The organism is Saccharopolyspora sp. NPDC003752, assembly GCF_053605825.1.
On record NZ_JBSGJZ010000006.1, the window covers coordinates 255,010 to 278,964 of the forward strand.

General features: G+C 69.0%; 32 protein-coding genes. 24 read left to right on the forward strand and 8 right to left on the reverse strand.

Going from position 1 to position 23,955, the window contains the following annotated elements; translation table 11 throughout:
* Window positions 1-72: 72 nt before the first annotated feature.
* Together ACWEV3_RS10870 and ACWEV3_RS10875 are read left to right on the forward strand one after the other, a co-directional pair.
* Window positions 73-582: a GNAT family N-acetyltransferase gene (locus ACWEV3_RS10870; protein WP_452613652.1), complete on the forward strand. Its 510-nt coding sequence runs from the start codon at window positions 73-75 to the stop codon at window positions 580-582.
* Between the two features lie 5 nt (window positions 583-587).
* Window positions 588-761: a hypothetical protein gene (locus ACWEV3_RS10875; protein WP_397530132.1), complete on the forward strand. Its 174-nt coding sequence runs from the start codon at window positions 588-590 to the stop codon at window positions 759-761.
* Window positions 762-850: 89 nt separating this feature from the next.
* Here the strand turns inward: ACWEV3_RS10875 and ACWEV3_RS10880 are convergent, their stop codons facing one another.
* Window positions 851-2,698, reverse strand: coding sequence for a glycoside hydrolase family 35 protein (locus ACWEV3_RS10880; protein ID WP_452613653.1), 1,848 nt, complete (start codon window positions 2,696-2,698; stop codon window positions 851-853).
* A 148-nt stretch (window positions 2,699-2,846) separates the two neighbouring features.
* Between ACWEV3_RS10880 and ACWEV3_RS10885 the strand changes: the two genes are divergently transcribed.
* Together ACWEV3_RS10885 and ACWEV3_RS10890 are read left to right on the forward strand one after the other, a co-directional pair.
* Window positions 2,847-3,524 (forward strand): class I SAM-dependent methyltransferase, encoded by a 678-nt coding sequence (locus ACWEV3_RS10885; RefSeq protein ID WP_452613654.1) that lies wholly within the window; start codon window positions 2,847-2,849, stop codon window positions 3,522-3,524.
* The gene (locus tag ACWEV3_RS10890; protein WP_452613655.1) at window positions 3,509-4,006 is read left to right on the forward strand and encodes a DUF1059 domain-containing protein; all 498 of its coding nucleotides are present in this window, start codon (window positions 3,509-3,511) and stop codon (window positions 4,004-4,006) included. Before ACWEV3_RS10885 ends, ACWEV3_RS10890 begins: the two co-directional genes overlap by 16 nt.
* Window positions 4,007-4,310: 304 nt before the next feature.
* On the opposite strand, the gene ACWEV3_RS10895 is transcribed toward ACWEV3_RS10890, so the two are convergent.
* The 3 genes from ACWEV3_RS10895 to ACWEV3_RS10905 are packed head-to-tail and all read right to left on the reverse strand — an operon-like array spanning window position 4,311 to window position 7,394.
* Window positions 4,311-6,146 (reverse strand): S9 family peptidase, encoded by a 1,836-nt coding sequence (locus ACWEV3_RS10895; protein WP_358567502.1) that lies wholly within the window; start codon window positions 6,144-6,146, stop codon window positions 4,311-4,313.
* Window positions 6,147-6,194: 48 nt separating this feature from the next.
* Window positions 6,195-6,677, reverse strand: a complete 483-nt coding sequence (locus ACWEV3_RS10900; RefSeq protein WP_452613656.1) for a DUF1203 domain-containing protein — start codon at window positions 6,675-6,677, stop codon at window positions 6,195-6,197.
* 51 nt (window positions 6,678-6,728) lie between these two features.
* Window positions 6,729-7,394, reverse strand: a complete 666-nt coding sequence (locus ACWEV3_RS10905; protein ID WP_452613657.1) for a hypothetical protein — start codon at window positions 7,392-7,394, stop codon at window positions 6,729-6,731.
* Here ACWEV3_RS10905 and ACWEV3_RS10910 point away from each other — a divergent pair.
* Window positions 7,383-7,529: a hypothetical protein gene (locus ACWEV3_RS10910; RefSeq protein ID WP_452613658.1), complete on the forward strand. Its 147-nt coding sequence runs from the start codon at window positions 7,383-7,385 to the stop codon at window positions 7,527-7,529. The two genes, ACWEV3_RS10905 and ACWEV3_RS10910, sit on opposite strands and share 12 nt — an antisense overlap.
* Before the next feature lie 255 nt (window positions 7,530-7,784).
* Here the strand turns inward: ACWEV3_RS10910 and ACWEV3_RS10915 are convergent, their stop codons facing one another.
* On the reverse strand, window positions 7,785-8,045 hold the full coding sequence (locus ACWEV3_RS10915) for a hypothetical protein (protein WP_452613659.1): 261 nt from the start codon (window positions 8,043-8,045) through the stop codon (window positions 7,785-7,787).
* 157 nt (window positions 8,046-8,202) lie between these two features.
* Between ACWEV3_RS10915 and ACWEV3_RS10920 the strand changes: the two genes are divergently transcribed.
* Window positions 8,203-8,604, forward strand: coding sequence for a hypothetical protein (locus ACWEV3_RS10920; RefSeq protein ID WP_452613660.1), 402 nt, complete (start codon window positions 8,203-8,205; stop codon window positions 8,602-8,604).
* A gap of 147 nt (window positions 8,605-8,751) precedes the next feature.
* On the opposite strand, the gene ACWEV3_RS10925 is transcribed toward ACWEV3_RS10920, so the two are convergent.
* Entirely contained in the window at window positions 8,752-9,015 is a 264-nt protein-coding gene (locus ACWEV3_RS10925; protein ID WP_452613661.1) for a GntR family transcriptional regulator, read from the reverse strand.
* A gap of 91 nt (window positions 9,016-9,106) precedes the next feature.
* On the opposite strand from ACWEV3_RS10925, the gene ACWEV3_RS10930 reads away from it, so the two are divergent.
* Window positions 9,107-9,322, forward strand: coding sequence for a hypothetical protein (locus tag ACWEV3_RS10930; RefSeq protein ID WP_452613662.1), 216 nt, complete (start codon window positions 9,107-9,109; stop codon window positions 9,320-9,322).
* A gap of 124 nt (window positions 9,323-9,446) precedes the next feature.
* Window positions 9,447-9,944, forward strand: a complete 498-nt coding sequence (locus ACWEV3_RS10935) for a hypothetical protein (protein ID WP_452613663.1) — start codon at window positions 9,447-9,449, stop codon at window positions 9,942-9,944.
* A gap of 56 nt (window positions 9,945-10,000) precedes the next feature.
* On the opposite strand, the gene ACWEV3_RS10940 is transcribed toward ACWEV3_RS10935, so the two are convergent.
* Entirely contained in the window at window positions 10,001-10,864 is an 864-nt protein-coding gene (locus ACWEV3_RS10940) for a glycosyltransferase family 2 protein (RefSeq protein ID WP_452613664.1), read from the reverse strand.
* Window positions 10,861-11,673 (reverse strand): GntR family transcriptional regulator, encoded by an 813-nt coding sequence (locus ACWEV3_RS10945; protein ID WP_452613665.1) that lies wholly within the window; start codon window positions 11,671-11,673, stop codon window positions 10,861-10,863. The genes ACWEV3_RS10940 and ACWEV3_RS10945 overlap by 4 nt, the downstream gene beginning before the upstream one ends.
* Before the next feature lie 136 nt (window positions 11,674-11,809).
* On the opposite strand from ACWEV3_RS10945, the gene ACWEV3_RS10950 reads away from it, so the two are divergent.
* From ACWEV3_RS10950 to ACWEV3_RS11025, 16 genes are all read left to right on the forward strand, one after another.
* Window positions 11,810-12,094, forward strand: a complete 285-nt coding sequence (locus ACWEV3_RS10950; protein ID WP_452613666.1) for a hypothetical protein — start codon at window positions 11,810-11,812, stop codon at window positions 12,092-12,094.
* The gene (locus ACWEV3_RS10955; protein WP_452613667.1) at window positions 12,094-12,411 is read left to right on the forward strand and encodes a hypothetical protein; all 318 of its coding nucleotides are present in this window, start codon (window positions 12,094-12,096) and stop codon (window positions 12,409-12,411) included. The genes ACWEV3_RS10950 and ACWEV3_RS10955 overlap by 1 nt, the downstream gene beginning before the upstream one ends.
* The gene (locus tag ACWEV3_RS10960; RefSeq protein ID WP_452613668.1) at window positions 12,411-12,863 is read left to right on the forward strand and encodes a DUF3307 domain-containing protein; all 453 of its coding nucleotides are present in this window, start codon (window positions 12,411-12,413) and stop codon (window positions 12,861-12,863) included. The genes ACWEV3_RS10955 and ACWEV3_RS10960 overlap by 1 nt, the downstream gene beginning before the upstream one ends.
* Window positions 12,864-12,885: 22 nt before the next feature.
* Window positions 12,886-13,065 carry a hypothetical protein gene (locus ACWEV3_RS10965; RefSeq protein ID WP_452613669.1) on the forward strand — a complete coding sequence of 60 codons (180 nt, stop codon included), beginning with the start codon at window positions 12,886-12,888 and terminating at the stop codon, window positions 13,063-13,065.
* A 5-nt stretch (window positions 13,066-13,070) separates the two neighbouring features.
* Window positions 13,071-13,703, forward strand: a complete 633-nt coding sequence (locus ACWEV3_RS10970; RefSeq protein WP_452613670.1) for a hypothetical protein — start codon at window positions 13,071-13,073, stop codon at window positions 13,701-13,703.
* Window positions 13,704-13,731: 28 nt separating this feature from the next.
* A complete protein-coding gene (locus ACWEV3_RS10975) occupies window positions 13,732-13,995 on the forward strand; it encodes a hypothetical protein (RefSeq protein WP_452613671.1) in 264 nt (87 codons plus the stop codon).
* A 16-nt stretch (window positions 13,996-14,011) separates the two neighbouring features.
* A complete protein-coding gene (locus tag ACWEV3_RS10980) occupies window positions 14,012-14,425 on the forward strand; it encodes a RapZ C-terminal domain-containing protein (protein ID WP_452613672.1) in 414 nt (137 codons plus the stop codon).
* Window positions 14,426-14,443: 18 nt separating this feature from the next.
* On the forward strand, window positions 14,444-14,602 hold the full coding sequence (locus tag ACWEV3_RS10985; RefSeq protein WP_452613673.1) for a hypothetical protein: 159 nt from the start codon (window positions 14,444-14,446) through the stop codon (window positions 14,600-14,602).
* 114 nt (window positions 14,603-14,716) lie between these two features.
* Window positions 14,717-15,082, forward strand: a complete 366-nt coding sequence (locus ACWEV3_RS10990) for a hypothetical protein (RefSeq protein WP_452613674.1) — start codon at window positions 14,717-14,719, stop codon at window positions 15,080-15,082.
* The gene (locus ACWEV3_RS10995; protein ID WP_452613675.1) at window positions 15,082-15,345 is read left to right on the forward strand and encodes a hypothetical protein; all 264 of its coding nucleotides are present in this window, start codon (window positions 15,082-15,084) and stop codon (window positions 15,343-15,345) included. The genes ACWEV3_RS10990 and ACWEV3_RS10995 overlap by 1 nt, the downstream gene beginning before the upstream one ends.
* Window positions 15,342-16,445 (forward strand): hypothetical protein, encoded by a 1,104-nt coding sequence (locus ACWEV3_RS11000; protein ID WP_452613676.1) that lies wholly within the window; start codon window positions 15,342-15,344, stop codon window positions 16,443-16,445. The genes ACWEV3_RS10995 and ACWEV3_RS11000 overlap by 4 nt, the downstream gene beginning before the upstream one ends.
* Window positions 16,445-18,610 (forward strand): cell division protein FtsK, encoded by a 2,166-nt coding sequence (locus ACWEV3_RS11005; protein WP_452613677.1) that lies wholly within the window; start codon window positions 16,445-16,447, stop codon window positions 18,608-18,610. Before ACWEV3_RS11000 ends, ACWEV3_RS11005 begins: the two co-directional genes overlap by 1 nt.
* A gap of 219 nt (window positions 18,611-18,829) precedes the next feature.
* Window positions 18,830-19,006 (forward strand): hypothetical protein, encoded by a 177-nt coding sequence (locus ACWEV3_RS11010; protein ID WP_452613678.1) that lies wholly within the window; start codon window positions 18,830-18,832, stop codon window positions 19,004-19,006.
* A 34-nt stretch (window positions 19,007-19,040) separates the two neighbouring features.
* Window positions 19,041-20,051: a bifunctional DNA primase/polymerase gene (locus ACWEV3_RS11015; RefSeq protein WP_452613679.1), complete on the forward strand. Its 1,011-nt coding sequence runs from the start codon at window positions 19,041-19,043 to the stop codon at window positions 20,049-20,051.
* A complete protein-coding gene (locus ACWEV3_RS11020; RefSeq protein ID WP_452613680.1) occupies window positions 20,048-21,703 on the forward strand; it encodes a hypothetical protein in 1,656 nt (551 codons plus the stop codon). The genes ACWEV3_RS11015 and ACWEV3_RS11020 overlap by 4 nt, the downstream gene beginning before the upstream one ends.
* 685 nt (window positions 21,704-22,388) lie before the next feature.
* Window positions 22,389-23,909: a tyrosine-type recombinase/integrase gene (locus ACWEV3_RS11025; protein ID WP_452613681.1), complete on the forward strand. Its 1,521-nt coding sequence runs from the start codon at window positions 22,389-22,391 to the stop codon at window positions 23,907-23,909.
* The last annotated feature ends 46 nt before the right edge of the window (window positions 23,910-23,955 follow it).

Here is a 23,955-nt window from a genome sequence, read left to right on the forward strand (position 1 = left end):
CCCTCTGTTCCGTTCCTGGTCAGGCTGCTAGCCTACGACTGAAACGATTGTTTCACTCGGCTGGAGCTCCGCATGCCCGACATCACCATCCGGATCGGCCCGCGCCCAGGTGATCTGGGCACCGTGCTCGCCATGCACGGCGAGCTCTACGCGCGCGAGCACGGCTTCGATGAACGTTTCGAGGCGCACGTCGCGCACGGGCTCGCCGCCTTCGCCGCCGCCCTGGGCGATGCCCGGGACGAGGCGGGCGCCGAACCCGGCCGTCTGTGGGTCGCCGAGCGCGACGGCGAGGTCGTCGGCACGGTCGCGCTGACCGACGAAGGCGACGGCGTCGCGCAGCTCCGCTGGTTCTTGGTCGCACCGGCCGCGCGCGGCGCCGGGGTCGGCCGGAAGTTGTTGCACGCCCTGCTCGATCACGCGCGCGACCAGGGCTTCGAGCACGTGAAGCTGTGGACGGTCGGCTCGCTGGAATCGGCCGCCCGGCTGTACCTGGATGCGGGATTCCGCTGCACCGAACGAAATCCCGTCCGGCAGTGGGGTCACCGGCTCGAAGAGCTGAGGTACGACCTCGAATTGGGGTGACGGCCATGCGGACCCGAACATGGCTGCGCGCGGTGGCCGAGCACGTGCGGACGATGAACGACCTGTACGACCGCTACCTGCTGGCCTGGCCGCCGCAACCGGAGCCGCTGCACTGGATCCGCCGCGGCGACGCCTGGATCCTGCGCGGCGAGGTGCTCCCCGGGCAACGCCCCGACTGATGCAGGAACGGCCCGCACGAGCACAGCCGTGAGCGTTTTGGGGTGCTATGGCGCCCCAAAGCACTCACGGCCCCGGCGGCCCCGGCTGATCAGCCCAGGTCGGGTTCCGGGCGGAGTTCGATCGAGCCGCCGGGCTGGTGCAGCTCCAGCACGACGAGCTCGTTCTCCCCGGCCCTCCACAGTGGACTCGGGGCGTAGAGCGTGCGCTGCGGGCCGATCGACCAGTAGCGGCCGAGCAGGAAACCGTTCAGCCACACCATGCCCTTCTCCCAGCCGGGCAGCGCCAGGAAACCATCGGCGGGCTCGCCGATCCGCAGCGTCGCGCGGTGGAAAGCGGGACCGCTCGCGGTGCCGGGCCGGAACCGCAGGCCGGACAGGTCGTCCAGCGGTAGCGGCCGGATCTCCCAGCCGAACAGCGCCTGCGAGCCGTGCAGGACGCGGTCGGTGATGCCCTTGGGATCGTTGAGCCGATGCCCGTAGTTGACCCGGCCCCCGGTGTCGACGAGCAGATCCAGCTGCACCGACTCGCGCGGTACCGGCACCTCCACAGAACCCTTCGGATCGTTGCGGTCGAGCGTGCCGAGCGGCGCGCCGTCGGCGAAGACCAGCGCCCGGTCGGCCAGCCCGCGCACCCGGAGCCCGGCCGTCTCGCGCGGGCCCTGCACGCGCGTCCGGTAGTGGATCAACCCGTACGGCTGGCCCAGCGCCTCCATGTGCACCGGCGCGGACCGGTGGACCGGCTTGCTGAGCGCGTCGAGGGACTCCAGCAGCCCGACCGCCGCGTTCGGTCGCACGCGCTGCGCCGGTAGCCGCGGTGGCGGCGCGGGCAACGGCTCGTCCGGGACCGGTTCGTGGCGTGCGATGACCTCGCGGATCCGGTGGAACTTCGCGGTCAGCTCGCCGGCCTCGCCGATCGGCGCGTCGTAGTCGTAACTGGTGATCGTGGACTGGTACGTGCCGTTCTCGTCGTCGAAGTTCGCGCCCGCCCACCAACCGAAGTTCGTGCTGCCGACCGCCATGTAGAGCGACACGGATGCCCCGGCGGCCAGCATCTTCTCGACGTCCGCGGCCGTCTCGACCGGGTCGGTGGTGTGGTGCGGCTTGCCCCACTGGTCGAACCAGCCGTCCCAGAACTCCGTGCACCACAACGGCCCTTCCGGCTGGTACCGGCGCAGCGCGGCGAAGGGTTCCGTCGGATCGCCGCTGAAGTTCACCGTCGCCAGCTCGTCCGGCAGGTTCCCGCCGCGCAGCATCCACTCCGACGGCCCGTTCGAGCAGAACAGCAGGCTGTCGATCCCGTTGCCGCGCATGGTGCTCCGCAGGTGGTCCAGGTGCGCCCGGTCGTTGCCGTAGCTGCCGTACTCGTTCTCCACCTGGAACGCGATCACCGGGCCGCCGCGCGTCGCCTGCAGCGGCGCCAGCCGCGGCAGCAGCTCGCCGAACCACTCGTCGACCAGGTCGCGGTAGGCCGGCTCGTCGCAGCGCAGCGGCAGGTCCGGGTCGGCCAGCAGCCAGGCGGGCAGCCCGCCGAAGTCCCACTCCGCGCAGATGTACGGGCCGGGCCGGACGACGACCTTCAGCCCGACCTCGGCGGCCGTCTCGACGAACCGGACGATGTCGCGCCAGCCGGTGAAGTCGATCGCGCCGCGCCGCGGCTCGTGGAAGTTCCAGGCCACGTACGTGTCGACGCTGTTGAGCCCGAGCGCGCGCATCCGGGCCAGCCGGTCGCGCCAGTGGTCGGGATGGGTGCGGAAGTAGTGCATCTCGCCGGCCATGATCCGGAACGGCTCACCGTCGAGCAGGAATTCGTCGCCGCGGACGGTCAGCCCGGACCGCTGCTGGGCCTGCGCGACGACCTGGTTGGTGCCCACCATGCCGAGGGCGAGGCCGCCGAGCGCGATCGAGCCGAGGAATCCCCGCCGGTTGACGCTTCCCATCGCCACCCCTTTTTTCGATGTTGCGCGAAACTGCCTAGATTCTTGCAATTTCGAGCACTCTGAGGCCAGAGGTGCAACCGGATCGGACCAGCGACCACGGGCCGGAAGCCCCTGGCGATCTGTCCCCGCGAGTGCTCATGCTGCGGACATGACGTCGGGCGACGCCGTCCGCTCCGCCACCGTGTGCCACTACAAGCGGGCCGGGGTGGCACCGCCGATCGAGATGATCGAGCGGTTCCGGGTGCTGACCGGGAAGCGGGCCGCCGGACGGGTGCTGGACATCGGCGCGTTCCTCCTCGAAGACCTGCTGGCCTACCGCCACATCTGCTACCTCGCGATGCTCGGCGCCAAACCGGAACTGCGCGGCGAGCGCCCGGACCTGGACCCCGAGTTCGTCGACGGCGATCCGGCGGACCTGCCGTTCCCGGACGACGCCTTCGACGTGGTGGTCTGCCGGTTCGCCTTGTGCAGCACGGAGAAACCGCAGTCGGCGCTGAGCGAGATCGGCCGGGTGCTGCGGCCGGTCGGCCAACTGCTGTTCCTCGAGCACACCCGGGCGCCCGGCGTCGTGGGGCAGGCGCAGGACCGGGCGCAGGAGATGCTGCGCGGCTGCCGGCGCTGCCGCCTCAACGTCGAGGTGATGCCGCAGCTCTACCGGGCGGGCCTGGTGGTGCGCCGCGCCGACTGGTACTGGCCGTCCGCGCACGTGCGCGCGCCGCTGGTGCAGGGCATCGCCACCCGCCCGGACCCGCAGTACGAGCGCGAACTCGCGTGGCTGCGCAATCCGATTCGCAAACCAGGAGATCCGCCGTGGTCAGGAAGATAGCGGACTGCCGCAAGTACCCGAGCGAGAGCAACTGCTCGCTCACCATCAGCGGCGAGGAGGAAGAGGTGCTGCGCGCCGCCACCGAACACGCGGTGACGGTGCACCGGCACGAGGACACCCCGGAGCTGCGCGAGCAGATCCGGGAACTGCTGGAGGACGAGACCCCGGCCGGCGAGCCGGACGGCATGAACTTCCTGCAGCTCATCGAGTTCAAGACCGGCAAGTTGGACCAGCTCGACGAGCTCCTGGACGAATGGGAGGAAGCCACCGGCGGCAAGCGCACGGCGAAGCGAGCGGTGCTCACCCAGGACCACGAGCACCCGGGCAGCTACTACGAACTCGTCGAATTCCCGTCCTACGAAGAGGCGATGCGCAACTCCCGGCTACCGGAAACGGATGCGCTGTCCCGCAAGATGAGGGACCTCTGCGACGGAGAGCCGACCTTCCACAACCTCGACGTGGTCCGGGCCGAACGACTCTGACCCGAGCACCACGCCACCGGACGAACCCCACCGGCCACCCCACCCCGCGGACCCCGAGTCCCGTCCGGTGCAGTTTCAATTGAAACTGCACCCCAGGTATCCGCTGGAACCGGATCCCCAGCCCCAATGGAACCCTGGGGACCATCGGTGTGTCGGGACCACGGCACACCGACACCTGTGGAGAACTCCCGGTGGCTGTGGACAACTTCCGCAATTTCAATGGAAATCGGACCTCTGATTTCCATTGAAATTGCGGACCTCCGAGACCTGGGGAGCAGTGGGGGTGGGATGGCCGGGGGAGGGGTCAGCCCTGGCCGACGGCGCGGCGGGCGAAGTGGATCTCCGCCGCCACCTGGCGCAGCGTCTCCGACACCACCAGCGAACCGTGCCCGGCGTCGTAGCGGTAGAACTCGAACGGGATCTCCCGCCGCCCCAGCCGGTCCAGGTAGTTCAGGATCTGCTGGATCGGGCAGCGCGGATCGTTGTCCCCGGCCAGCACCAGCACCGGCGCCCGCACCTCGTCCACGTAGGTGATCGGCGAAGCCTTCTCGTAGATCTCCGGGACGTCCTCCGGCGAGCCGCCGAACAGCGCCCGGTCGTAGGCCCGCAGCGGCTCCATCTCGTCGGCGTACGCCGACACGTAGTCGGCCACCGGCACCCCGGCGACGCCGCCCGCCCACCGCTCCGGCTGCGTGCCCAGCGCCAGCAGCGTCAGGTAGCCGCCCCACGACGCGCCCGCGACGACGCTCAGCGCCGGCGTGGTCAGGCCCGCGTCGATCGCCCAGTCGTGCACCCGCGCGACGTCGGCCAGCTCGGTCAGGCCCGGGCGGCCCTCGATGGCGTCCCGCCACGCCGAGCCGTACCCGGTCGAGCCCCGGTAGTTGATCTCCACGACCGCGAACCCGGCGTCCAGCCAGGCAGCCCGGTAGGCGGAGAACCGGTCCTCGTCGGCCGCGTGCGGGCCGCCGTGCAGGTTGAACACCGTCGGCAGCGGCCCGTCGCCGGCATCGGCCGGGCGCGCCACCAGCGCGTGCACCGTCTCGTTCGGCCCGTACGGGACCTCCACGAAGACGTCGGTGACGGCCTCCGAGCCCGGCGGGCGCTCACCGGGCGGCGTCAGCAGCACCCGGTCGTCGCCGTCCCGCGAGACCGTGCGCACCAGCGACGGCGTCGCCGCCGACGACCACACGTACTCCACCGAGTGGTCCGGGCGCACCGACGCCCCGGCCACCGTGCCCGGCTGGGTCGGCAGCTCGGTGAGGGTGTCCGCAGCCAGGTCGTAGCGGTGCATCGTGGTCCGCGCGTGGTGGGTGTGCGCGATCAGCAGCGCCTTGCCGTCCGGGTACCAGTCGGCGGAGACCTCGCCGGGCAGGTCGAGCTTGATCTCGCTCTCGGTGTCCTCGGCGACGTCCCAGACCAGCAGTTCTTCCTTGCCGCGCCGCTCGTGCAGCACCAGCAGCCGCGGGTCGCCGGTGACCGGCGCGAACGCCAGCGCGTCCAGGCCCTTGCCCGGACCGTCCCACTTCTCGGCGACCTCGGATCCGTCGACGCGCAGCACCCGCAGCGCGGGGTGGCGGCTGTCGCCGTGCTCGGAGTGCGAGATCACCACCATCGACTCGTCCCAGGACATCGCGGACAGCCCGCCGTCCTGCTCGTGCTCGTAGAGCACCTCCGGCCGCCCGCCGTCGCGCGCCACCCACACCGTCACGCCGTCGTCGGTGGACATCCCGATGCCGATCACCGACGAACCGAGCTCCAGCCCCGCCGGGTAACCGGGGTGCGTGCCCGGCAGGGCGGGCCGGGACTCGCCGGCGGCGAAGGGCTCGACCACCCAGCTGCCGAACTCGTCGCCGTCGGTGTCGTCGAACCACCAGATCTGCTCGCCGTCGGCGGACAACGTCCCGTGGAACGTCCCTTGTGGACGGTCAGTGACCTGGCGGTGCTTGTCCGCGTCGCGGTCCCAGGTGTAGATCTCCCAGGTGCCGCTGAAGTTCGACACGTACAGGCTGCGTTGCGGGGCGTCCCGCGCCCAGTCGGGTAGCGACACGCGGGGCGCGCTGAACCGGGCCCGCCAGCGGGCCTCCCGCTCCGGGTCGTCGAACAGCTTCTCTGGGATCTTCGCCTCGGGGTAGGTGCTCACGCCCCGATACTGCCCGATGGAGCGGCCGACTGCGGAGCAGGCAGGCGCTCAGCGCCGGACCTCGAAGAAGAAGCAGCCGTACTCCACCGCCCGCACGTGCACCAGCGCGACCTCCGGGTCCATCAGGAGGTCCTCGGCGGTGCGCTCGGAGAGCTGGGTTTTCCGGTCGAGCAGGCAGCCGCCGAGGATGTGGCCGTCCTTGGAGTAGGCGCGCAGCACGCGTCGGCTGCCGCGCAGTTCCTCGGGCCACTCCGCCGAAGCCGGGCCGTCGCAGGACTCGGCGTGGATGAAGACGGGCCCGACCTCGTCGTAAGCGCCCGGATCGGCCCCGGTCGCCTGAGCCCAGCGCCGCAGCGGGGCGTAGGAGACGAGCGCGATCCGCTCGCCGGGCTGGGCGCGCCGCAGGCAGCAGCGCAGGTGAGCGCCGTCCTTCGCGTCTTCGATGCGGATGGAAAGTTCGCGCCCGGCGTCATCGAGCTTGCGGAGTTCGTCGAGCACGTCAGGCCCGATGGGCAACACGCGGAAGGTCATACCTCGATCGTCGTCGCGTCCCGCGGCGGATTCTGGCGGGAAACGGCCGCCTCATTCAGGAAGCCGTCCGGTGAGCACCTCGGCGCGGCTGCGCCACGCGGTCCGGAGGAGCGTCCGCCGGAGTTCCTCGTCGCCTCCGGTGTGCTCGCAGACCCAGTCGAGCTCCTCGTCGAGCGTGGTGTCGAAGATGCCGGGGTCGTCGGAGGAGATCACCACGGGCAACCCGGCGGCGAGGAACCGGTGCACCGGGTGTTGCGCCGGGTCCGAGATCCCGGCGACCCGCCGGTTCGACGTCGGGCACACTTCGAGCACCGCCGCGGTCGAGCGGACGCGGCTCATCGCGTAGTCCTGGCGGCGCCGGACCTCCGCGAGCCGCGCGCCGTCGTACTCGACGTCGACGGTGGCGGTGCCGGGCAGCGCGACGAGCCGGTCCTGTTCGTCTTGCAGCGCAATCGGATCGACCAGGACTCCGGCGGCGCGCAGCCCGTCGCGATGGCGCAGGCCGTAGGCGATCTGGTCGCGGCGTTCCGCGACGGATTCGGTGCGGATGTGGCGGCCGAACATGGCGGGCTCCACGCCGAGCGCGATGCCGTGGCCCAACCGGTGCACGCCGAGCTCGGCCGCCTCGTGCACCCAGCGCACCGCGCTTTCCAGGCTCTTGTCGCCGAAGCTCTCCCCGACGTGGTACAGGATCGCCAGCGCGCGATGCCCGATCACGTGCGGATCATGCGCGCCTACCGCGAACGCGGCGCCCTGCGGTCGACGATGTGGCGGACCGAGCGCTTCGGCCGGCCCGCCGTCCGCGAAGCCGCCCGCGCACTCATCACCGGGCGCTCCGCTTGGCCGGCGTAGGCGAGAACGAGAAAGGGCCTTGGCCGGAAACTCCGGCCAAGGCCCTCTTCTGCGTCGGGGTGGCGGGATTTGAACCCACGACCTCTTCGACCCGAACGAAGAACACACTGCGGCGCTATCTGCGCGGTTGTGCATCGGCGCAGGTCAGCGCATTGGTTTCCGTTGGTCTCCGGAGGTGTGATTCGGCCTACGAGGCAAGATCATCTCCCAGATTTCTCCCCAGGCCACCCCATGAGTCAGGTTGGGATCTGTCGGTCACCCACGGCCGACCAACCTGTGTAGCGACCCTGCTGCGGCCAGGCCGCTCGCGACGGCGGCGGCAAGCCCAGTCAGCACCCCGATCGCGAGGCCGGCACCCGGCCCGGCGATCGGCGCCACTCCAATGCCTGCCGGGACCCCGGCGGCAAGACCCGTCAACACGCCGACAGTCATCGCGACTGCGGTGATCAGCAACATCCGAACCGAGAGAAGGCTGACTTCCTGTTCACGATCTGCCTGCGAAACGTCTACAGTCATACGCGCACCCTTAGCTACTCGAACCCGTGGATAAGGCGTGAAGGCGGCTCCCGTTGGCGCGGGGGCCGTCTGTTGTTTGTCAACAGTCCGGCCGCGCCGTCTTCGGTATAAAGGTTCGCACATGGGGACGACGACTTCCGTCAAATAGACTTGACGAATGAGCGACGGTGTGGCGTGGCCCCGGTCAGGGCCAGGAGATGAGTACTGGGTGGAGTTCAGTCCTTCGGGAGGCGGTAAAGCGCTTCGCCGGGGAATGGAGTACGTGCTGTCCGATGGTCGGATGGGGTGGGAGTCTTACTCCGAACCGCTCAAGGCGCTAGTCGCCTTGGACTGGATGGAACGCGCTTTGAAGTTCGAGCGGGCCATGTTGGTCGCGCAGGCGAGGGCCGAGGGGTCCAGCTGGGGTCGAATCGCCCAGGCTGCCCGGACAAGCAAGCAGAACTTGCACAGCCAGTACCGCCAGATCGTCGAGGACCTAACCGAGGTTGCCGAGAACGACGACGATCTTCTTGACTACATCGACCGTCACTTCGACATGTGGGGTCCGTTGGATTTTTAGTCGTGGTCGCCTGCGCAGTCGATATGAGAGGGGTGCATCGCTTCGGGTGCGGCGATCGGCCGCGTGGCTGGCGGCAGGCTTCGCCTCCGACGCGGCAGTGCAAGTCCGGAACTCGCGTTCGATTGATCGTCAGGGGTCTCGCCCGTGTCATGCTCGGCGCTGGGCTGTCACGAACGTGCCACGACCGTGCACCACAGTCACCACGTCGGACTCAGTCAGCGCGGCCAGCGCGCGCCGCACCGTTCCCCTGGCGACTCCGTACAGCTCGGCAAGTTCGGCCTCGCTCGGCAGGCGGGAGCCCGGCGACAGCTCGCCTGACTCGATGTCGGCCGTGATGTCGTCGGCAACTTGCTGCCAAACGGTCGTCGGGCCGTCGTGATCGATGCGGCCGGACCGGTCGTTCCAAGACATGCCTCCCAGCCTGGATACCCACTGACCTGTACGGATGAACCTCTACGACCAGAGATGTCCAGAGACGTACATAGTCGTCTACTCTCGGACCATGTCGGAGAACACGCGCCTGGCCGTCGTGCTTCGCACTGCTCAGTGGGAGTTGGACGAAGTTGCGTTCGCGCTTCCTCGCGGCGAGGTCACACACGAGCAGCGCGCCCATCTCGCGGAAACCTTGGCGGCCCTCGCCCGCCTGCTGGCAACGCCGTTGCCGGGCGAACCCACTTCTGCCTCAGTTGTTGCAGTTGAAGCCACCCGGACCGCTTAGAAGCGATTTCAGCGGGCTCTCAGATCGCCGCAGAAGCGACGAAAGTCGCCTGCCTATGCCTTTCCTCAGGCCAGGCGAACGGTTCAGCAGGCCGAACCGCGTCGGACGAGACCACAATGGCCGCATGGACGCCAACCGCCTGCGCCGTCTTGAATCACCCAGGGCAGAGCGAACAGCCGCGGACCTGCCGGCACCCGAACACCAACGCCCCGACGGCGTCGACAGCTCGACGGTGGCCGCCGTCGGCAAGCTCACCGAGGCGCTGGAAACCGTTGAGCGGGCGCGCGGGCACCTCTACTCGTTCCACCAGTTGATCGGTTCCGGCGCGGCGGCCCTCTCCGAGGCTGTGGCGGCTCTGAAGAGCTGTGGCCACGGCGAGCTCGCCGACACGATCGAGCGCGAGCTCGTTGGCCGCAACGTCATCCCAGGACGATGGACCTTCCAGGTCGTCGAGGAATTCGACGACGGCTTCTGGACCCACTTCCGCGAACACGAACAGCGAGCACGTGACCTGCTGTTGCAAGGTCGGCGGCACGTTTTCGAGGCAGAGATGAAGGAACGGGAGCGGAGCGTCGACGAACACGGGTTGCCGCTCCCGGGGCATGAGGCGACGCCGGATTGAGCACGTAAAGCAAACGGCCGCCATGGTGCGCACCATGGCGGCCGTTTGCGTCGCGATCAGCGGCCCGGGTAGTTCTCTTTCGGGATGAGCTGGCCGACCTCGACCGCTTCAACCGCGGTCCCGTCGACCGGCACGTTCGGCTCTGCCGCGAAGATCCCAGCGGCGCGGACCGCGGCTGCGCGCTGAAGGGCGATCCTTCGGCCGGCACCGCCCCATGCCTTCCAGGCCTGCGCCTTGTGGGTCTGGTTGGGGTGTTGCCGGTAAAGCCAGGTCAAGGCGGGGTCGTTGTAGCCGTCGACCACTTCGGACAACGCCGCGAGCATCACCAGGTCGTCATCCGCAGGGGAAGCGGCCCAGCCGCCAAGAGCGCGGAGGGTCGCGGTGCGCATCATCAGCCCGGCGCAGTGAATTGGCCAGTTCCCGCCGTTGTCGGCAGCCCATTCGTTGACGCGGCCAGCCGGGACGACGCCGTGATCGAGCATCGATGCGAACGAAGCTCGACTGCCGTCCGGCATTAGGTCGTCGGCCTGCCCGATCGCCCAGTGGATCGAGGGGGCGGCGAACCGTGGAATCAGGGTCGTGAAGGCGTCGGGCAGCAAGATGTCGTCGTGGTCGAGGATCTGCACCAGGTCGCCGGTCACCCTCGACAGTGCGAGGTTGCGCGTCATCGCGAGACCCAGCTGTGCTTCGTTGGCCTCGTAACGAGCGAAGTCGAGCCCGTCGAACTGCGCAGCCAGGGACGGGCCGGCCCCGTCTTCCTGGACGACCCATTCGAGCTCCCAACCGGTTGGGAGCGCTTGAGCCTTGACGCTCTCGATCGTGTCACCCAGGTAGGTCGCGGTGGGTCCGTACGCTGCCGTGACGATCGAAATCCGGGGCATGAGGTCTCCGTTCCTGCGCAGTTCGGGAAGGGTGGTCACCACAAGTTCAGTGGTGTTGAGAAGTGCAGCTTGGTTCGATCGGCGGGGAAGTCGGCATCGGAGATTTCAACGGTCCGTCCCTGGGTGTCGATGGAGATTCGACGGACGCGGATCATGGGAATGCCGGGGTCCATGCCCCACAGCTGCGCCGTGACCGTGCTCGGCATGGCCGCCGTGACGTCGTCATCGATGCGGGCAAGCTCGATCCCGGCCGCCGCGTAGAGCTGGTGCTGAGTGCCGCCCGGGTGGGGCTTGGTCGATTCGAAGACCTCAGGCTTTGCGCTGACCAGGTCGTACGGGATGTACGAGACGCTCCATGCCTCGAGGTGGCCTGACTTCGGGTCGGTCCACTCGAACACGCGGCGAAGGACGTCGGCGCCCTGCTCGATGCCAAACCCTTCTGCGAGGTCGGCATCAGCCTTGATGACGTCGTGCGCGGCCGCGAACTTCAGATCATCGAGTGAGACCTTGAGCTCGTTCTCGGCAACGCCGTTCTGACCCCGGTCATCTTCCCCTGCCAGCACTAGATCCTTCTCGGCCTGGTGCCGCTCCGAGGAGCGAACAACTTGCCGGGGCTGGGTGCGTACAACCGGCGCTTTCCCTCGGCCTCCGGTGATCAGGCCCTGCTGTTTGAGCAGGGAAATCGCTGACCGAGCGGAGCTGAGCGAGCACCCCCACCTGTCGGCCAGCTCGTGCAACGTCGGCAGCGGGTCGCCCGGTGCAAGCTCACCGCGCTCGATCTGCATTCGGATGTCGTCCGCAATGCGCAGCTGCATCGGCGCTGCGACGGCGGTCGGTCGAGGTTCCATGCATCGCATAGTACGCCGGTTTGAAGGTTTGTACGCAAACCCCCTTGCGCATGATCCGTGGCCGGGCTAGCGTGTTCAACATCGCCAGTTTGCAGGCAAACCTTCAAACCGGCAGACCTGCAAAGTTAGGAGAGTCATGAAGTACGGATCGGTCCCCCGCTCGATCGCCAAGTGGCTGGACGAGGCCCCGGTCGAGTCGTACAACGCGCCGGACGGGCTGAACGAAACCGCGATCAACATCCTGATCGGCGAGGCCTACACCGAGCTGGACGAGACCGCCCTCCGGCTCCCGTCGTCCTTCACGGCGGACCTCGCCGTGAAGCGCCGCAACCGACGCACCGAGCGGCGAGTGCTCCGAGCCCTGCCGACGATGAACGCGCCCCGCGCCCCGTTCCCGGCGAGCGACGAGGTGGCTGCGTGATGACGTCGTCGGTGAAGCCCGAGTGGCTGGGTGCGGCGGTGCGGGCGGTGATGCACCGGTTGGAGGGCCAGCGGTCGGCGTTGCGGAACTCGCGTTCGTCGGCGGCGTTGGAGCAGATCGCGGCGCTGTACAAGCGTCAGGCACGGTGCTGGCGGGTCCTGGCGAACCACGTTGACGAGCCGATTGTGTTCAAGGCGATGCTCCACGCGGAGGCGCACTGCAACAACTCCGCGTGGAACTACCGGGAAATGGCCGACATCCGCCGTACGTCCGAGCAGTGGGCCGAGGCCCGCGCCTCGTACACGGGGGTGGCGTGATGACCTCGGCGCTGGTGTTCGCGTCGGTGCTGCCGGCGCTGTTGGTGGCGCACAACGTGGCGGACCACTGGGTGCAGACCTCGCACCAGGCGGCGAACAAGGGCCGCCCGGACTGGTCGGGCCGGTGGGCGTGCTTCAAGCACGTGGCCAGCTACACGCTGGTCACCGCCCTGGCGGTGGGTCTGGTGTGGACGGTGCTGGGCCTGCCGATCACGGCCACCGGGTTCGTGGCCGGCCAGGTGGTGTCGGCGGTGACGCACTACTGGGCCGACCGCCGCTTCACGCTCTCCCGGCTGGCGGAGCTGCTGGGCAACGGCGAGTTCTACAGCCTCGGCGCACCGCGCACCGGGCGCGACGACAACCCCAGCCTCGGCACCGGCGCTTACGTGCTCGATCAGTCCTGGCACTGGGCGTGGCTGTTCGTGGCCGCGCTGATCACCGCAACCATCTGACACGCGAAGAGAGAAATCCGTTATGGGTAAGGGCTTCCGGATCCAGGTCGGTGGCAGGACCTACACCGACGAGAGCCTGCACGAGCTGGCCGACGACCCGAACGTCACCCCGGCCGACGACCGCACCGTCAACGTCTCCTACGGCGAGAACCACGGCATTCAGGCCGGGACCATCAACGGCCCGATCCACTTCGGGCGGTAGCGCTGATGAAGTTCTTCAGCAAGAAGCAGCCGCAGGAGTACCTGGTCGGGGACTCGTCAAAGGGCGGTCGACGGCGTGAGGAGCTGACCTGCCCGGGGCATAAGCCGCACTACGGCGAGCAGGTCACGGGCATGACGGTGCGCTGGCACTGCGAGTGCGGCGCCTACCGGGACGAGATCGACGCGCCGCCCCCGCACGGAGCGGACATGCCGTCCGGGGACTACCTGGAAATGCGGGTCAGGGGCCTGCAAGGCGACACCGGTCCGTGGCGTTCCCAGGTCACCGGCAAGCCCTTGCCGACCGGTCGATCCAAGACCGCGAAGACACCCGAACCGTCATCGCAGCAGCAATCCGTTTCTGAAGGGAGTTCCGCCATGGCCGGTATCGAGGACATCCGCATCGCGATCTCGAGCACCAGCGACAAGAGCGGGCAGATCCAGGCCGCGTTGGCCCAGGTGAAGGAGTGGGCCGGGGAGATCGCCGGGCACCTGAACACCGCGCTCGGTCAGGCCGGGGCGCACGAGGTGCAGCAGGTCATCGGGGCGTTCCAGGAGCTCTCCGGGCAGCGCATCGACGAGCTGCACCAGCTCGTTTCCGGTGCCGTCAGCGAGATCGAGCAGTACGGCCAGCGCCTCTGAATCTGCCCACTGTGGAGGTTTCCCAGTCATGTCCGACGTGAACTACGTCCGCAATGCGTTGATCCAGACCGGTGAGCACTGCGGCGAGCTGATCGCCCGGCTCGTCGAGATCCAGCAGGAGATGGACCACATCACCGAGACGATCACCAGCGTCACCAGCGGTTCGGAGAGCCCCGAGATCCAGCAGGCCCTGGCGACCTACGCCCTGGCCAGGGAGAACATCGCCGCCCACGTGCAGGGCCCGATGGGCGCCGCGCACGAGCACGTCCAGAACTACTTCTCGCAGCTCTGACAGGAGGAAAACCGCGATGAACTCGCCTGTCGTGGTGGTCACCAGCTTCGGCTACGGCCACGCCCCGGCCCCCGGGCGTGCGGACGTCACGCTCGACGTGCGCCGGCACTTCCGTAACCCGCACCGCGACCCCGCGATGCGGTACCTGACCGGCCAGCACGACGCGGTCCGCAAGCACGTGCTCAACACCCCCGGCGTCCTGCGGCTGGTCGAGTACACCGCCGAGCTGGCGCGGGACCTGCTCAACGCGTCCGCCGCCACCCGCCAGGTGATGATCGCGGTCGGCTGCGTCGGCGGCCGGCACCGCAGCGTCGCCATCGCCGACGAGATCGCCGACGCCCTGAGGGATGCCGGGATCACCGCCGCCGTCCAGCACCGCGACATCACGCGCGACGTCCTGCCCACCGGCACCCACCAGCGCCTCGCCTGAACCGAAAGGAACACCGTCATGAGCATGAACAAGAAGGACGCCGTCGCCGAGTACAAGGCCGCTCAGGCGGAGCTGGAGGCCGTCAGCCGCCGGGACCGGGCCGAGACCGACGAGTACCTGCGGGCGAACGACCGCGTCGCTGAGGCCGCCGAGAACGTGTCGTGGTGGCGGCGCTGAGAAGGACGCGAAGAACCGCGGTTAGCACCGCCCCGGCCCAGCAGCACATTCCGCCAAGAACACCTGCTGGGCCGGGTCCCCAACCAATCAGCGAACTGATCAGGAGGACTTCAGATGCTAGGCGAGAGGTGGACCGACTACGACGGGTTGGTCCTGGATTCGATGGGGATCGACGGCACCGATCTGGTGCTGGGCACCGGACCAGCGCCGCGTTCGGAGATCGTGCCGGAGCGGGTTTTGCAGGCCGCTGCGGACGGCGAGTTGCAGGTCTCCGGCTTGGACGAGGGCTGGGAAATCGTGCGGGTGTACCTGGATCAGCGCCCGGTGACGGTGCGAGAGCAGGAGTACATCAACGAACTGATCACCGAAGACCACCTGGTGATCATCGGCACGCGAATCGCCTTGACCGCGTTCGGCCGGGAAACGCTCGCCCGCTGGTCGAAGAACTCGGACCTCAAGGGAAAGCGGGGGGAGCAGTGATGGCGCGGCTGCTGGAAGACCTGCTCTGGTGGATCGGCTACCTGGCGGTGGCGCTGCTGGCGCTGGTGTTGGTGCTGACGTGGCGGGCGGTGCTGCCCGGCGTGGTGATCGGCGCGGTGGCCATCGCCACCGGCCTGGTGCGCACGGTCGCGTTGGGCTGGTTCCTCGGCGGTGCCGGCCTTCGAGCGCTGATGCTCGGCCTGGAGCGGCTCGGCGAGCTCGTCCCGGCCCCGCGACTGCGGGCGGAGGTGACCGGCCGATGACCACGATCTACGACCCGCGTGCGGCCCGGCAGATCGCCAAGGCAGAAGCGGCGAAGACGAACGCCCAGACCGAGGCGCTGCGGGAGCAGATCCGCCAGGGCCGCGAGGACCGGCAGGCCGAGAACGCCCGCCGGGAACGGCAGGAACGGCGAGAGGAACGCCGCCAGCGGTGGGAGCGGTGGCGCAAGACGGCCCCGGACACCACCCTGAACGGGCTGTGGGCGGCGCTGATCGTCGCTCCGCTGCTGCTGGCCTGGGACGCCCAAGCCCGCTTCGCCAACACGGTGCTGCACGTCCCGGCCGGAATGGCCTGGTTGTTCCCGCTGGCGATCGAGGCCGGGGCGTGGGTGTGTGCGTTCGAGGCGCACCGCCGCGCCGGCACGGGTGCTCCGGTGGGGTCTCTGCCGCGGTGGATGTGGGTGCTGGCGGGGATCGCCGCCACGATCAACGCCGCGCACGGCACCGCCGACTTCGGCATCGTGGCCGGGCTCGCGCTGGGCACCCTGTCGCTGCTCGGTGTGCTGCTGCACCACATCCGGCAGAACCTCAACGCCGCCGCAGCCACCGGCGTCCCGACCGGGTCCCGGCTGGCGCGGTGGCTGCACTTCCCGCGACTGGCCCTCGCCGCGGCGCGGATCGCGATCCGCGCCGGAGTCGACCACCCGACGGCGTGGGAGGCGGCGTGGATCGACCGGCACGGCGTCGGCCCCGCCGCCACCAAACGGGACCGGAAGCTCGCCAAGGTGATCGTCAAGCGGCAGATGGCCGCCGATCGTAAGGCCGCCGAAAACGGCGAGTTCACGATCATCAACGGCGTCATCCTCCGCACCGTCCTGCCCCCGCTGGGCACGCCCGCCGATCAGGTTCCGGCGGCGGAGATCTCCGAGGTTTCTACCCCGATCGAACAGCCAAAACTCTCCCCGCGCGGTGGCGCGCTGATCATCAAGACCCATGCCGCGATCGAGGCGGGAGAGCTTCCGGAAAGGCCCTCGGCGAACGCCATCCGCAAGCGCTTCGGCGGCGCGATGGAGACCGCCCAAGAGGTCCGCGACTTCATGAACCACATGCGCCCGGTGGCGACCGAAAGCGAGGCCGCGTGATGACCGAACAGCACACTGACCACACCGAGCGGACCGAGGCTGCCGACGACGCGCGGGTGCTGCGCTTCCCGGCGCAGCGGGTCGACACCGCCGACGCCGAGGCAGGCGAGGTGATCGAAGGCGAGCTGGTGGAGCCGGCCTCCGTCGACCAGCCCGAGAAGCACCAGCCCGGAACCGCCCTGGTGCGGGCGGAGAAGCGACGCGCGATCCTGCCCGCGTGGGCGAAGGACACCCAGGAGTTCCGCGAGGCCGCACGGTGGGCTGCGGGCTACACCGGGCACACCGTCGCGTATCACGCGGTGCGCTGCCCGGTCTACATCGCCCGCATCCTCGCCCGGGTCCCCAACGGGTCGCTGCGCCTGATCCGTGGCCTGGTGGCGTGGCTGACCGACGCCGAGGGCCGTCCGGTACGCGGTGCGTCGGCCCGCCGCGAGGACGCCGGGGAGTACCTGAAACTGTCGATCCAGCGTGACCACCGCATCCGCGCCCGAGCCCTGATGACGGTGGGGCTGGGTGCGGCTGGGATCGCTGCGTTCCTGGTGGGTCGGGCGATGCTGCCTGAGCTGGTGCAGTGGGCGATCGTGGCCGGCGCGGTCGGCGGTCTGGGCTGGTTGGGAGCGCCTGCGGACAAGCCGATCGCCAGCCGGGCGGTGGAGGCCACCAAGGTGCCCAAGCTGACCAGCGACGCGGTGACCCGTGCCCTGTCCGCGCTGGGGATTTCGCAGATCAACCAGGCCCTCGGCAAGGGTGGGGAGGGGATCGGGTTCCCCCGGCCGATCAGCCGGGACGGCAAGGGATGGCGCGCCGATGTCGACCTGCCGTACGGGGTCACGGCGGGCGACATCATGGACCGCCGCGAGAAGCTCGCGTCCGGCCTGCGCCGCCCGCTGGGGTGCGTGTGGCCCGAGGCCGACAACTCCGAGCACGCCGGGCGGATGGTGCTGTGGGTCGGTGACCAGGACATGCGCAAGGCCAAGCAGCCCGCGTGGGCGCTGCGCAGCGGCAAACAGGTCGACCTGTTCCAGCCCCAGCCCTTCGGCACCGACCAGCGCGGCCGGTGGGTCGACCTGCGGCTGATGTTCACCAGCGTCGCCATCGGCGCGATCCCGCGCATGGGCAAGACCTTCGCCCTGCGTGAGCTGCTGATCATCGCCGCCCTCGACCCGCGCGCCGAGCTGCACACCTACGACCTCAAGGGAACCGGCGACCTCGACCCGCTGGAGAAGGTCACCCACGTCCACGGCGTCGGCGACGACGAGACCGAGATCGAAAAGGCCGTCGCAGACCTGCGCGGACTCCGCGAGGAGCTGCGCCGTCGGGCCAAGCTCATCCGGGACCTGGCCAAGCAGGGCCTCGCCCCCGAGAACAAGGTCACCCCGGACCTGGCCAGCAAGAAGTCCCTGAAGCTGCACCCGATCGTCATCGGCGTGGACGAGTGCCAGGTGTGGTTCGAGCACCCCGACTACGGCGAGGAGCTGGCCGGGATCTGCACCGACCTGGTCAAACGCGGCCCGGCACTGGGAATCATCCTGATCCTGGCCACCCAGCGCCCGGACGCCAAGAGCCTGCCCACCGGCATCAGCGCGAACGTCAGCACCCGGTTCTGCCTCAAGGTGCAGGGCCAGACCGAAAACGACATGGTGCTCGGGACCTCGAAGTACAAGCAGGGCGTGCGCGCCACCACGTTCGCGTGGGCGGACAAGGGCATCGGCTACCTCGTCGGCGAAGGCTCCGACGCCCAGATCGTGCGCACCGTCGCCGGACTCGACGGCCCGACCTCGGAAAAGGTCGTCGCCTACGCCCGCGCCCTGCGCGAAAAGGCCGGCACCCTCACCGGGCACGCCATCGGCGAAACGACCCAGGCCGAGGAGACCGCCACGCGTCGGGACACGCTGCTCGAAGACATCCTGGCTGTGGTGCCCGAGACCGAGAAGAAGCTGTGGAACGAGCGCGTCATCGCCCGGCTCTACGAGCTGCGCCCCGACATCTACGACACCTACCGGGAAGCCGCGGACCTCACCGCCGCCCTCAAGCGCCACGGCATCAAGACGGTCCAGGTGTGGGGCAGCACCGACGATGGCAAGGGCGCCAACCGGATCGGCATCACCCGCGCCGACATCGCCAAGAAAATCACGGAACGTGACAGTGAGCGGGAAGCGAGCTAGCCCGCAGGCGGCCTCTAGGCCTAGACCCCAGCCCCTCTAGGTCTAGAGGCCCCGCTAGACACCCCTCCCATTTCCCACCAGCGCCCTAGTTCCTAGCGGCGCCTGGCTCAACACGCCCAAAAACACCCACAGGAGCCCTTTGTGACCCCTTCCGGCCTCGCTAGCTCGGCCCTGACCATAGCCCTCACTCTGTTCACTCTCGGTTACCTGCTGACGTGCGTGATCTGGCCGTTCAAGGCCTGCCGCACCTGCCGAGGCGCCGGCCGAATCCGCTCCCCGTTCCTGCGGAGCTACCGGCTCTGCACCGTCTGCAAGGCCACCGGACTGCGCCTGCGCGCCGGACGCAAGGCCTACAACGCCGCACGCCGCCTCACCCGCGCCAACCGCCGCCGCTGACCACCCGAGAGCCCCGAGACCTGGAGGTGAACCCATGACGACTCCGCTGCACATCGCCACGTGGCTAGCAAACCGCGGAATGCACGTCTTCCCGCTGCGGCCGGGCAGTAAGCGGCCGTTCGGCAACTGCCCGCGCTGCACCGCCGGGCAGTGCACCCCGGCCGAGTGCCCGTGCCTGACCGCCGACCGGCCGTGCCACGGGCTGCTGGCCGCCACTCTCGACCTCGACCAGATCCACCGGTGGGGAATCCGCAACCCACGCGCCAACTTCGGCATCAACACCGAGCTGTCGGACCTGGTGGTGCTCGACCTCGACCGCAAGCCCAAGCCACCCGCGCCCGCCGCGCACGACGTGCCCGAGCTCGTCACCGACGGGTTGGGAGCTCTGCACGCCATCACCGCCATCGAGGGTGTGCCGTGGCCGGACACGCTCACCACCGCCACACCCAGCGACGGACGACACCTGATCTTCCGGTGCCCCGAAGGCCTGCGGGTGACCAGTGACAGCAAAGGCCGTGTCGGGCACCAGATCGACATCCGCGCCGAAGGCGGCTACATCGTCGCCCCCGGCGGCCGGATCACCGCCCCGCCCGAGGACGTCACCGGCACCTACACCCGGGTATCGGTGACCACCGAGATCGAGCTGTTGCCGGACTGGTTGCGACCGCGCGTCACCCCGCCGCCCCCGGCGGCCGAGCCGGTCAAGGCTCCCAACCTCGGGGAACTCCGGCCGGGCAACCACACGCCCGGTTACTGGCAGCGGATCTGGAATGGCGTGCTGTCCGAAGTAGAGACCGAGGACGGCGAGCGGTGGCGCCTGGTCTACAACGCCGCCCGGCGCCTGGCCAACCTCGCCATCCACGACCACGCCCCGTGGGGCGACCGCGACGCGATCGACGCGCTGGTGGCGGCAGCGGTTCGTCGGCGGCAGCGCACCGGCAAGCCGATCGAGGAAGCTGCCGCGGTCCGCAACGCCACCCGTGGCTGGCAGCGCGGCACCCAGGACGGCCCGGACTCGCTGCGCGGGTTGGGCGGTGCGGCATGACCGAGGCACACAGCAGCACCGGCCGGTCGTTGTGGCCGGTCGGTGACGACGGCCGGCCGACGGTGCGGGTCAAGACGAACCCGGACGCGATCCGGGTGCTCACCAACGCGGTGGGCTCCCGGATCATCCCCGACACCTACGTCCAGGACGGTGTGCCGGTCGTCGTCGAGGCCGTGTCCGGCGCGGGGGACCCGACCGCCGGTGACGACGACGTGGCCCTGCCGCTGGCGGCAACGTCGCTGCGGGCGCCGTTGCTGGCCAGCCTGCTGGCTGAGCACGCCCACGTCGTGCGACCAGAGATGGACAAAGAAGGCGTGCCTACCGAGGTCGAGATCTCCCCAGCCGGGCCAGTGCTCAATGCGGTGCTCTCGCGCCGCTCGTGGCCGGACCTGCCGGTGCTGCGGCGGATCATCTCCACCCCGGTACTGCGGCCGGACGGCACCCTGCTGCAGCGTCCCGGATACGACCCGGCGACCGGGTTCCTGCTGGCCACTCGCGCGCATCTCGACCCTGTCCCAGAACGGCCGACGGCGGAGCAGGTCGAGGAGTCGCGGCAGTTCCTGCTGGAGCGGTTCCTGCGGGACTTCCCCTGGCGCACCCCTGCGGACCGGGCCAACTACCTCGGACTCCTGGTGACTCCGATCATCCGGCCGTTCACCCGGGCGCTGTCGCCATTCGGGGTGATCGACGCGACCATGCCCGGCAGCGGCAAAACTATTCTCTCCGGCTGTGTCGGGTTGCTCGTCGGGCAGCGGGTGATGACCTGGACCGACTCCGAGGACGAGCTGCGCAAGGCCATCACCACCGTGCTGGCCGACCAGGTCGGAGTGGTGGTCTACGACAACCTCGAAGAGGGCGCCGTCATCAACTCCGCCGTGCTCGCGCGGCTGGTGACTGAACGGACCTGGACCGACCGCAAGCTCGGCTCCAACACCGCCTCGACATTCCCCAACGACCGGCTGTGGCTGGCCACCGGCAACAACCTGCGCGTCGGCGGGGACATGGCCAGCCGCACCGTGTGGGTACGCCTCGACCCTGACTGCCCCCGCCCCGAAGCCCGCAGCGGGTTCACCATTCCCAACCTCGACAACTGGATCCTCGACCCCGCCAACCAGGCCACCGTCCTGCGCCACGTACTCACGCTGATCCTGGACTGGACGGCCGCCGGCGCACCGATCTCCACCAGCGTTCCGCAGATGCGGCAGTTCACCCGCTGGGCCCAGCACATCGGTGGGTTCCTGGAACACCACGGCATCGGCGGGTTCCTGGCCAACGCCGAGGACTCACGCGAGCTCGACGACGATGCCGCCGAATGGCGCGCGTTCCTGCTGCGCTGGCACGCACTTCACGGTCAGAAGCGGTTGACCGCCAACGAACTTCGGGCCAGCGCCGAACCCGAGCTTGGCACCGACCCCTGGGTTGGGAGCTTCCCCACCACCAACACTGGCAAGTTGCCCAGCGCCAAGTCCCTCGGACGTCGTCTAACTGGCCAGATTGGACGGTGGCGCGGCGACATCGTTCTACGCAGCGCGATGGATACGGACACCAACGCGCGGGCCTACTGGGTCGAACGCCCAACCGGAGCATCGAAGCCCTCCCTTTCAAACCCGGAAACCCGGAAACCCGGAGGGACCCAGGATGAGCTGCGATAACGTCGCCAAATCGTCCCAGCGTTCAAACCCGGAGGGGACACCGGCAAACCCGGAACTTCCGGTTCTGCAAACCCGGAAACCCGGGTCAAAGCCGGAGCCAAATCCCCAGGTCATCGACCCGTCCCGGGTTTGCGGGTTTGAAATCGCAACTCCTCAGCCTGAGAGAAATTCCAGGAGATGCGAGGCCCTCCCGTGCACCACCAGCGCCTCGGATGTCACCAGCCGTAGCCAGTCCAGATCCATAGCTCCCAACCTCAGGGGATCCGCAGGAGGTATGTATGAGCACCGATCGCGCGGTCGGCGGTCTGCCGATCCTGTTCACGGCGGAAGAGGTGGCCAGGTCGCTCGGCCGCTCCGGGTGGTGGGTCAAGGAGCAGTGCCGACGCGATCGCTTCCCCCATACGCGGGCGGCAGGCGCTATCCGGTTCACCCGCGCGCAGTTCGAGGAGATCCTCCAACTCTTGGAACGTCGACCCGAGCAGCCGAAGCAGGGCCGGTCGGCCGCTCGGCGGCCTAGTCGCCGGGCCACCTCGGGGACGTCGGTCGTTGAGCTGCGAGCTCGCCCGCCGCGTAGGGCTCGGTCTGCGGCTGCGCCGGCGGACGTTGGCCGCACGGCGTGAGGCTTCGAGTCCAAACAGGACAACAGCGAAGAGAATGACCAGCAAGAGAGGAACAACCCCACGTCATGGGCTACGCGGAGAACCGCGGTAACTACTTCCGCGCCAGGTTCAAGATCGCGTCTGGACGCTACGGCACCGTCCGGGACGCGTCCGGCGTGACAGCGAAGTTCCGCACCAAGCGTGAGGCCGAGACGGCCGCGAACGACGAAGAGGCGAAGATTCGATCGGGTGGTTGGCGCGACCCGTCGGCCGGCCGGATCACCTTCGGTGCCTACGTGCGGCGTTGGTACGCCACCCAGGACTTGGCAGCGTCAACGATGCAGAACTACCGCCGACACATTGAGGAACACCTGCTGCCGGAGTTCGAGCACCACGCATTGGCCGACATCTCGACTGCGGACGTAGATGGATGGGAGCGCAAGGAGCGGGAGCGCGGCTACGCGGTGTCCAGCATCAAGACTTGGCGGGGAACGTTGCATTTGATGTTGGCCGACGCGGTCGAGGAGAAGCTGATCGGCGCGAATCCGGCCACGAAGCGACGGGGGCGAGGCAAGCGCGCTGGCCGTTCCAGCGACCGAGGCCCGGAGAAGGTCATCACGACGCCGCTCGGGCTGTTGCTGATCGCCGAGCGTGCCGCCTTGCTCTCTGGTCGCGATGATGAGTTCGTCGCCGTCGTGCTGGCCGGATTTACCGGACTGAGGTGGGGTGAGCTCGTCGGGCTGGAAACGCATTTCGTCCGTTCAACGTCGGTGCGGATCGAGTGGCAGCTCTACGAGCTGGACACCGGCGAGCTGCTGCGCTGCCCACCGAAGGACGACTCCTACCGCACGATCGACACACCGCCGTGGTTGTCGAGGTTGGTGTCCGACCACATCGCGCAAACTGCGCCGGCGCCGTGTCCATGCCACGGCCGGACGTACGTGTTCCGTGGTTTCGGCACTGCGAACGGCGCTACTGGCCGACCGGGGGCGAGATTGGCTGATGTGGCGCGCCGGGCCGGGGTGTCCACGGGCACGGTGTCCAACGTGCTGAACCGGCCGACAGCGGTCGCCGAGGACACCCGGACGCGAGTGGAGAAGGCGATTGCCGATCTCGGGTACGTGCGTGGCGTTGGCGCGCCGGCGCCCGCGCCACACTGGAGGCGCACCGGCTTCGCCACCTGGCTGTTCCAGCCTGCTGCCACGGGGTGGTACCCGAAGAAAAGCCCACAGCCAGCGCGGCCCGTCCCGGTGCTGGCCGAGCCATGGCCGGGCGTGCCCGCACGTGGGCGAGGCGCGCACGGGCGGGCTGACGCCTGCTGGCTGCCGATTGCGCCAGGACTGACCCCGCATGGGCTTCGCCACACCCACAAAACGCTGATGGAGGAGCTGGGTACGCCCCCGGTCTTGGCCGACGAACGCATCGGGCACACGGACGGTTCGGTTCAACGGCGCTACACACACGTCACGGCAGGGATGCGAACCCGACTGGCCGAGGGCTTGACGCAGCACTGGGAAGCGGCGCTGGACGCTCGACTGGCCATGTCGTCAGGGTCACCAGTGGCAGTTCTGGACGAGCTCTTGCGGGCGCGGGCAGGCAGCCGATAGGGGAGACGATTCCAAGATCTTCTCCCAGAATTCTCCCAACGGCGGG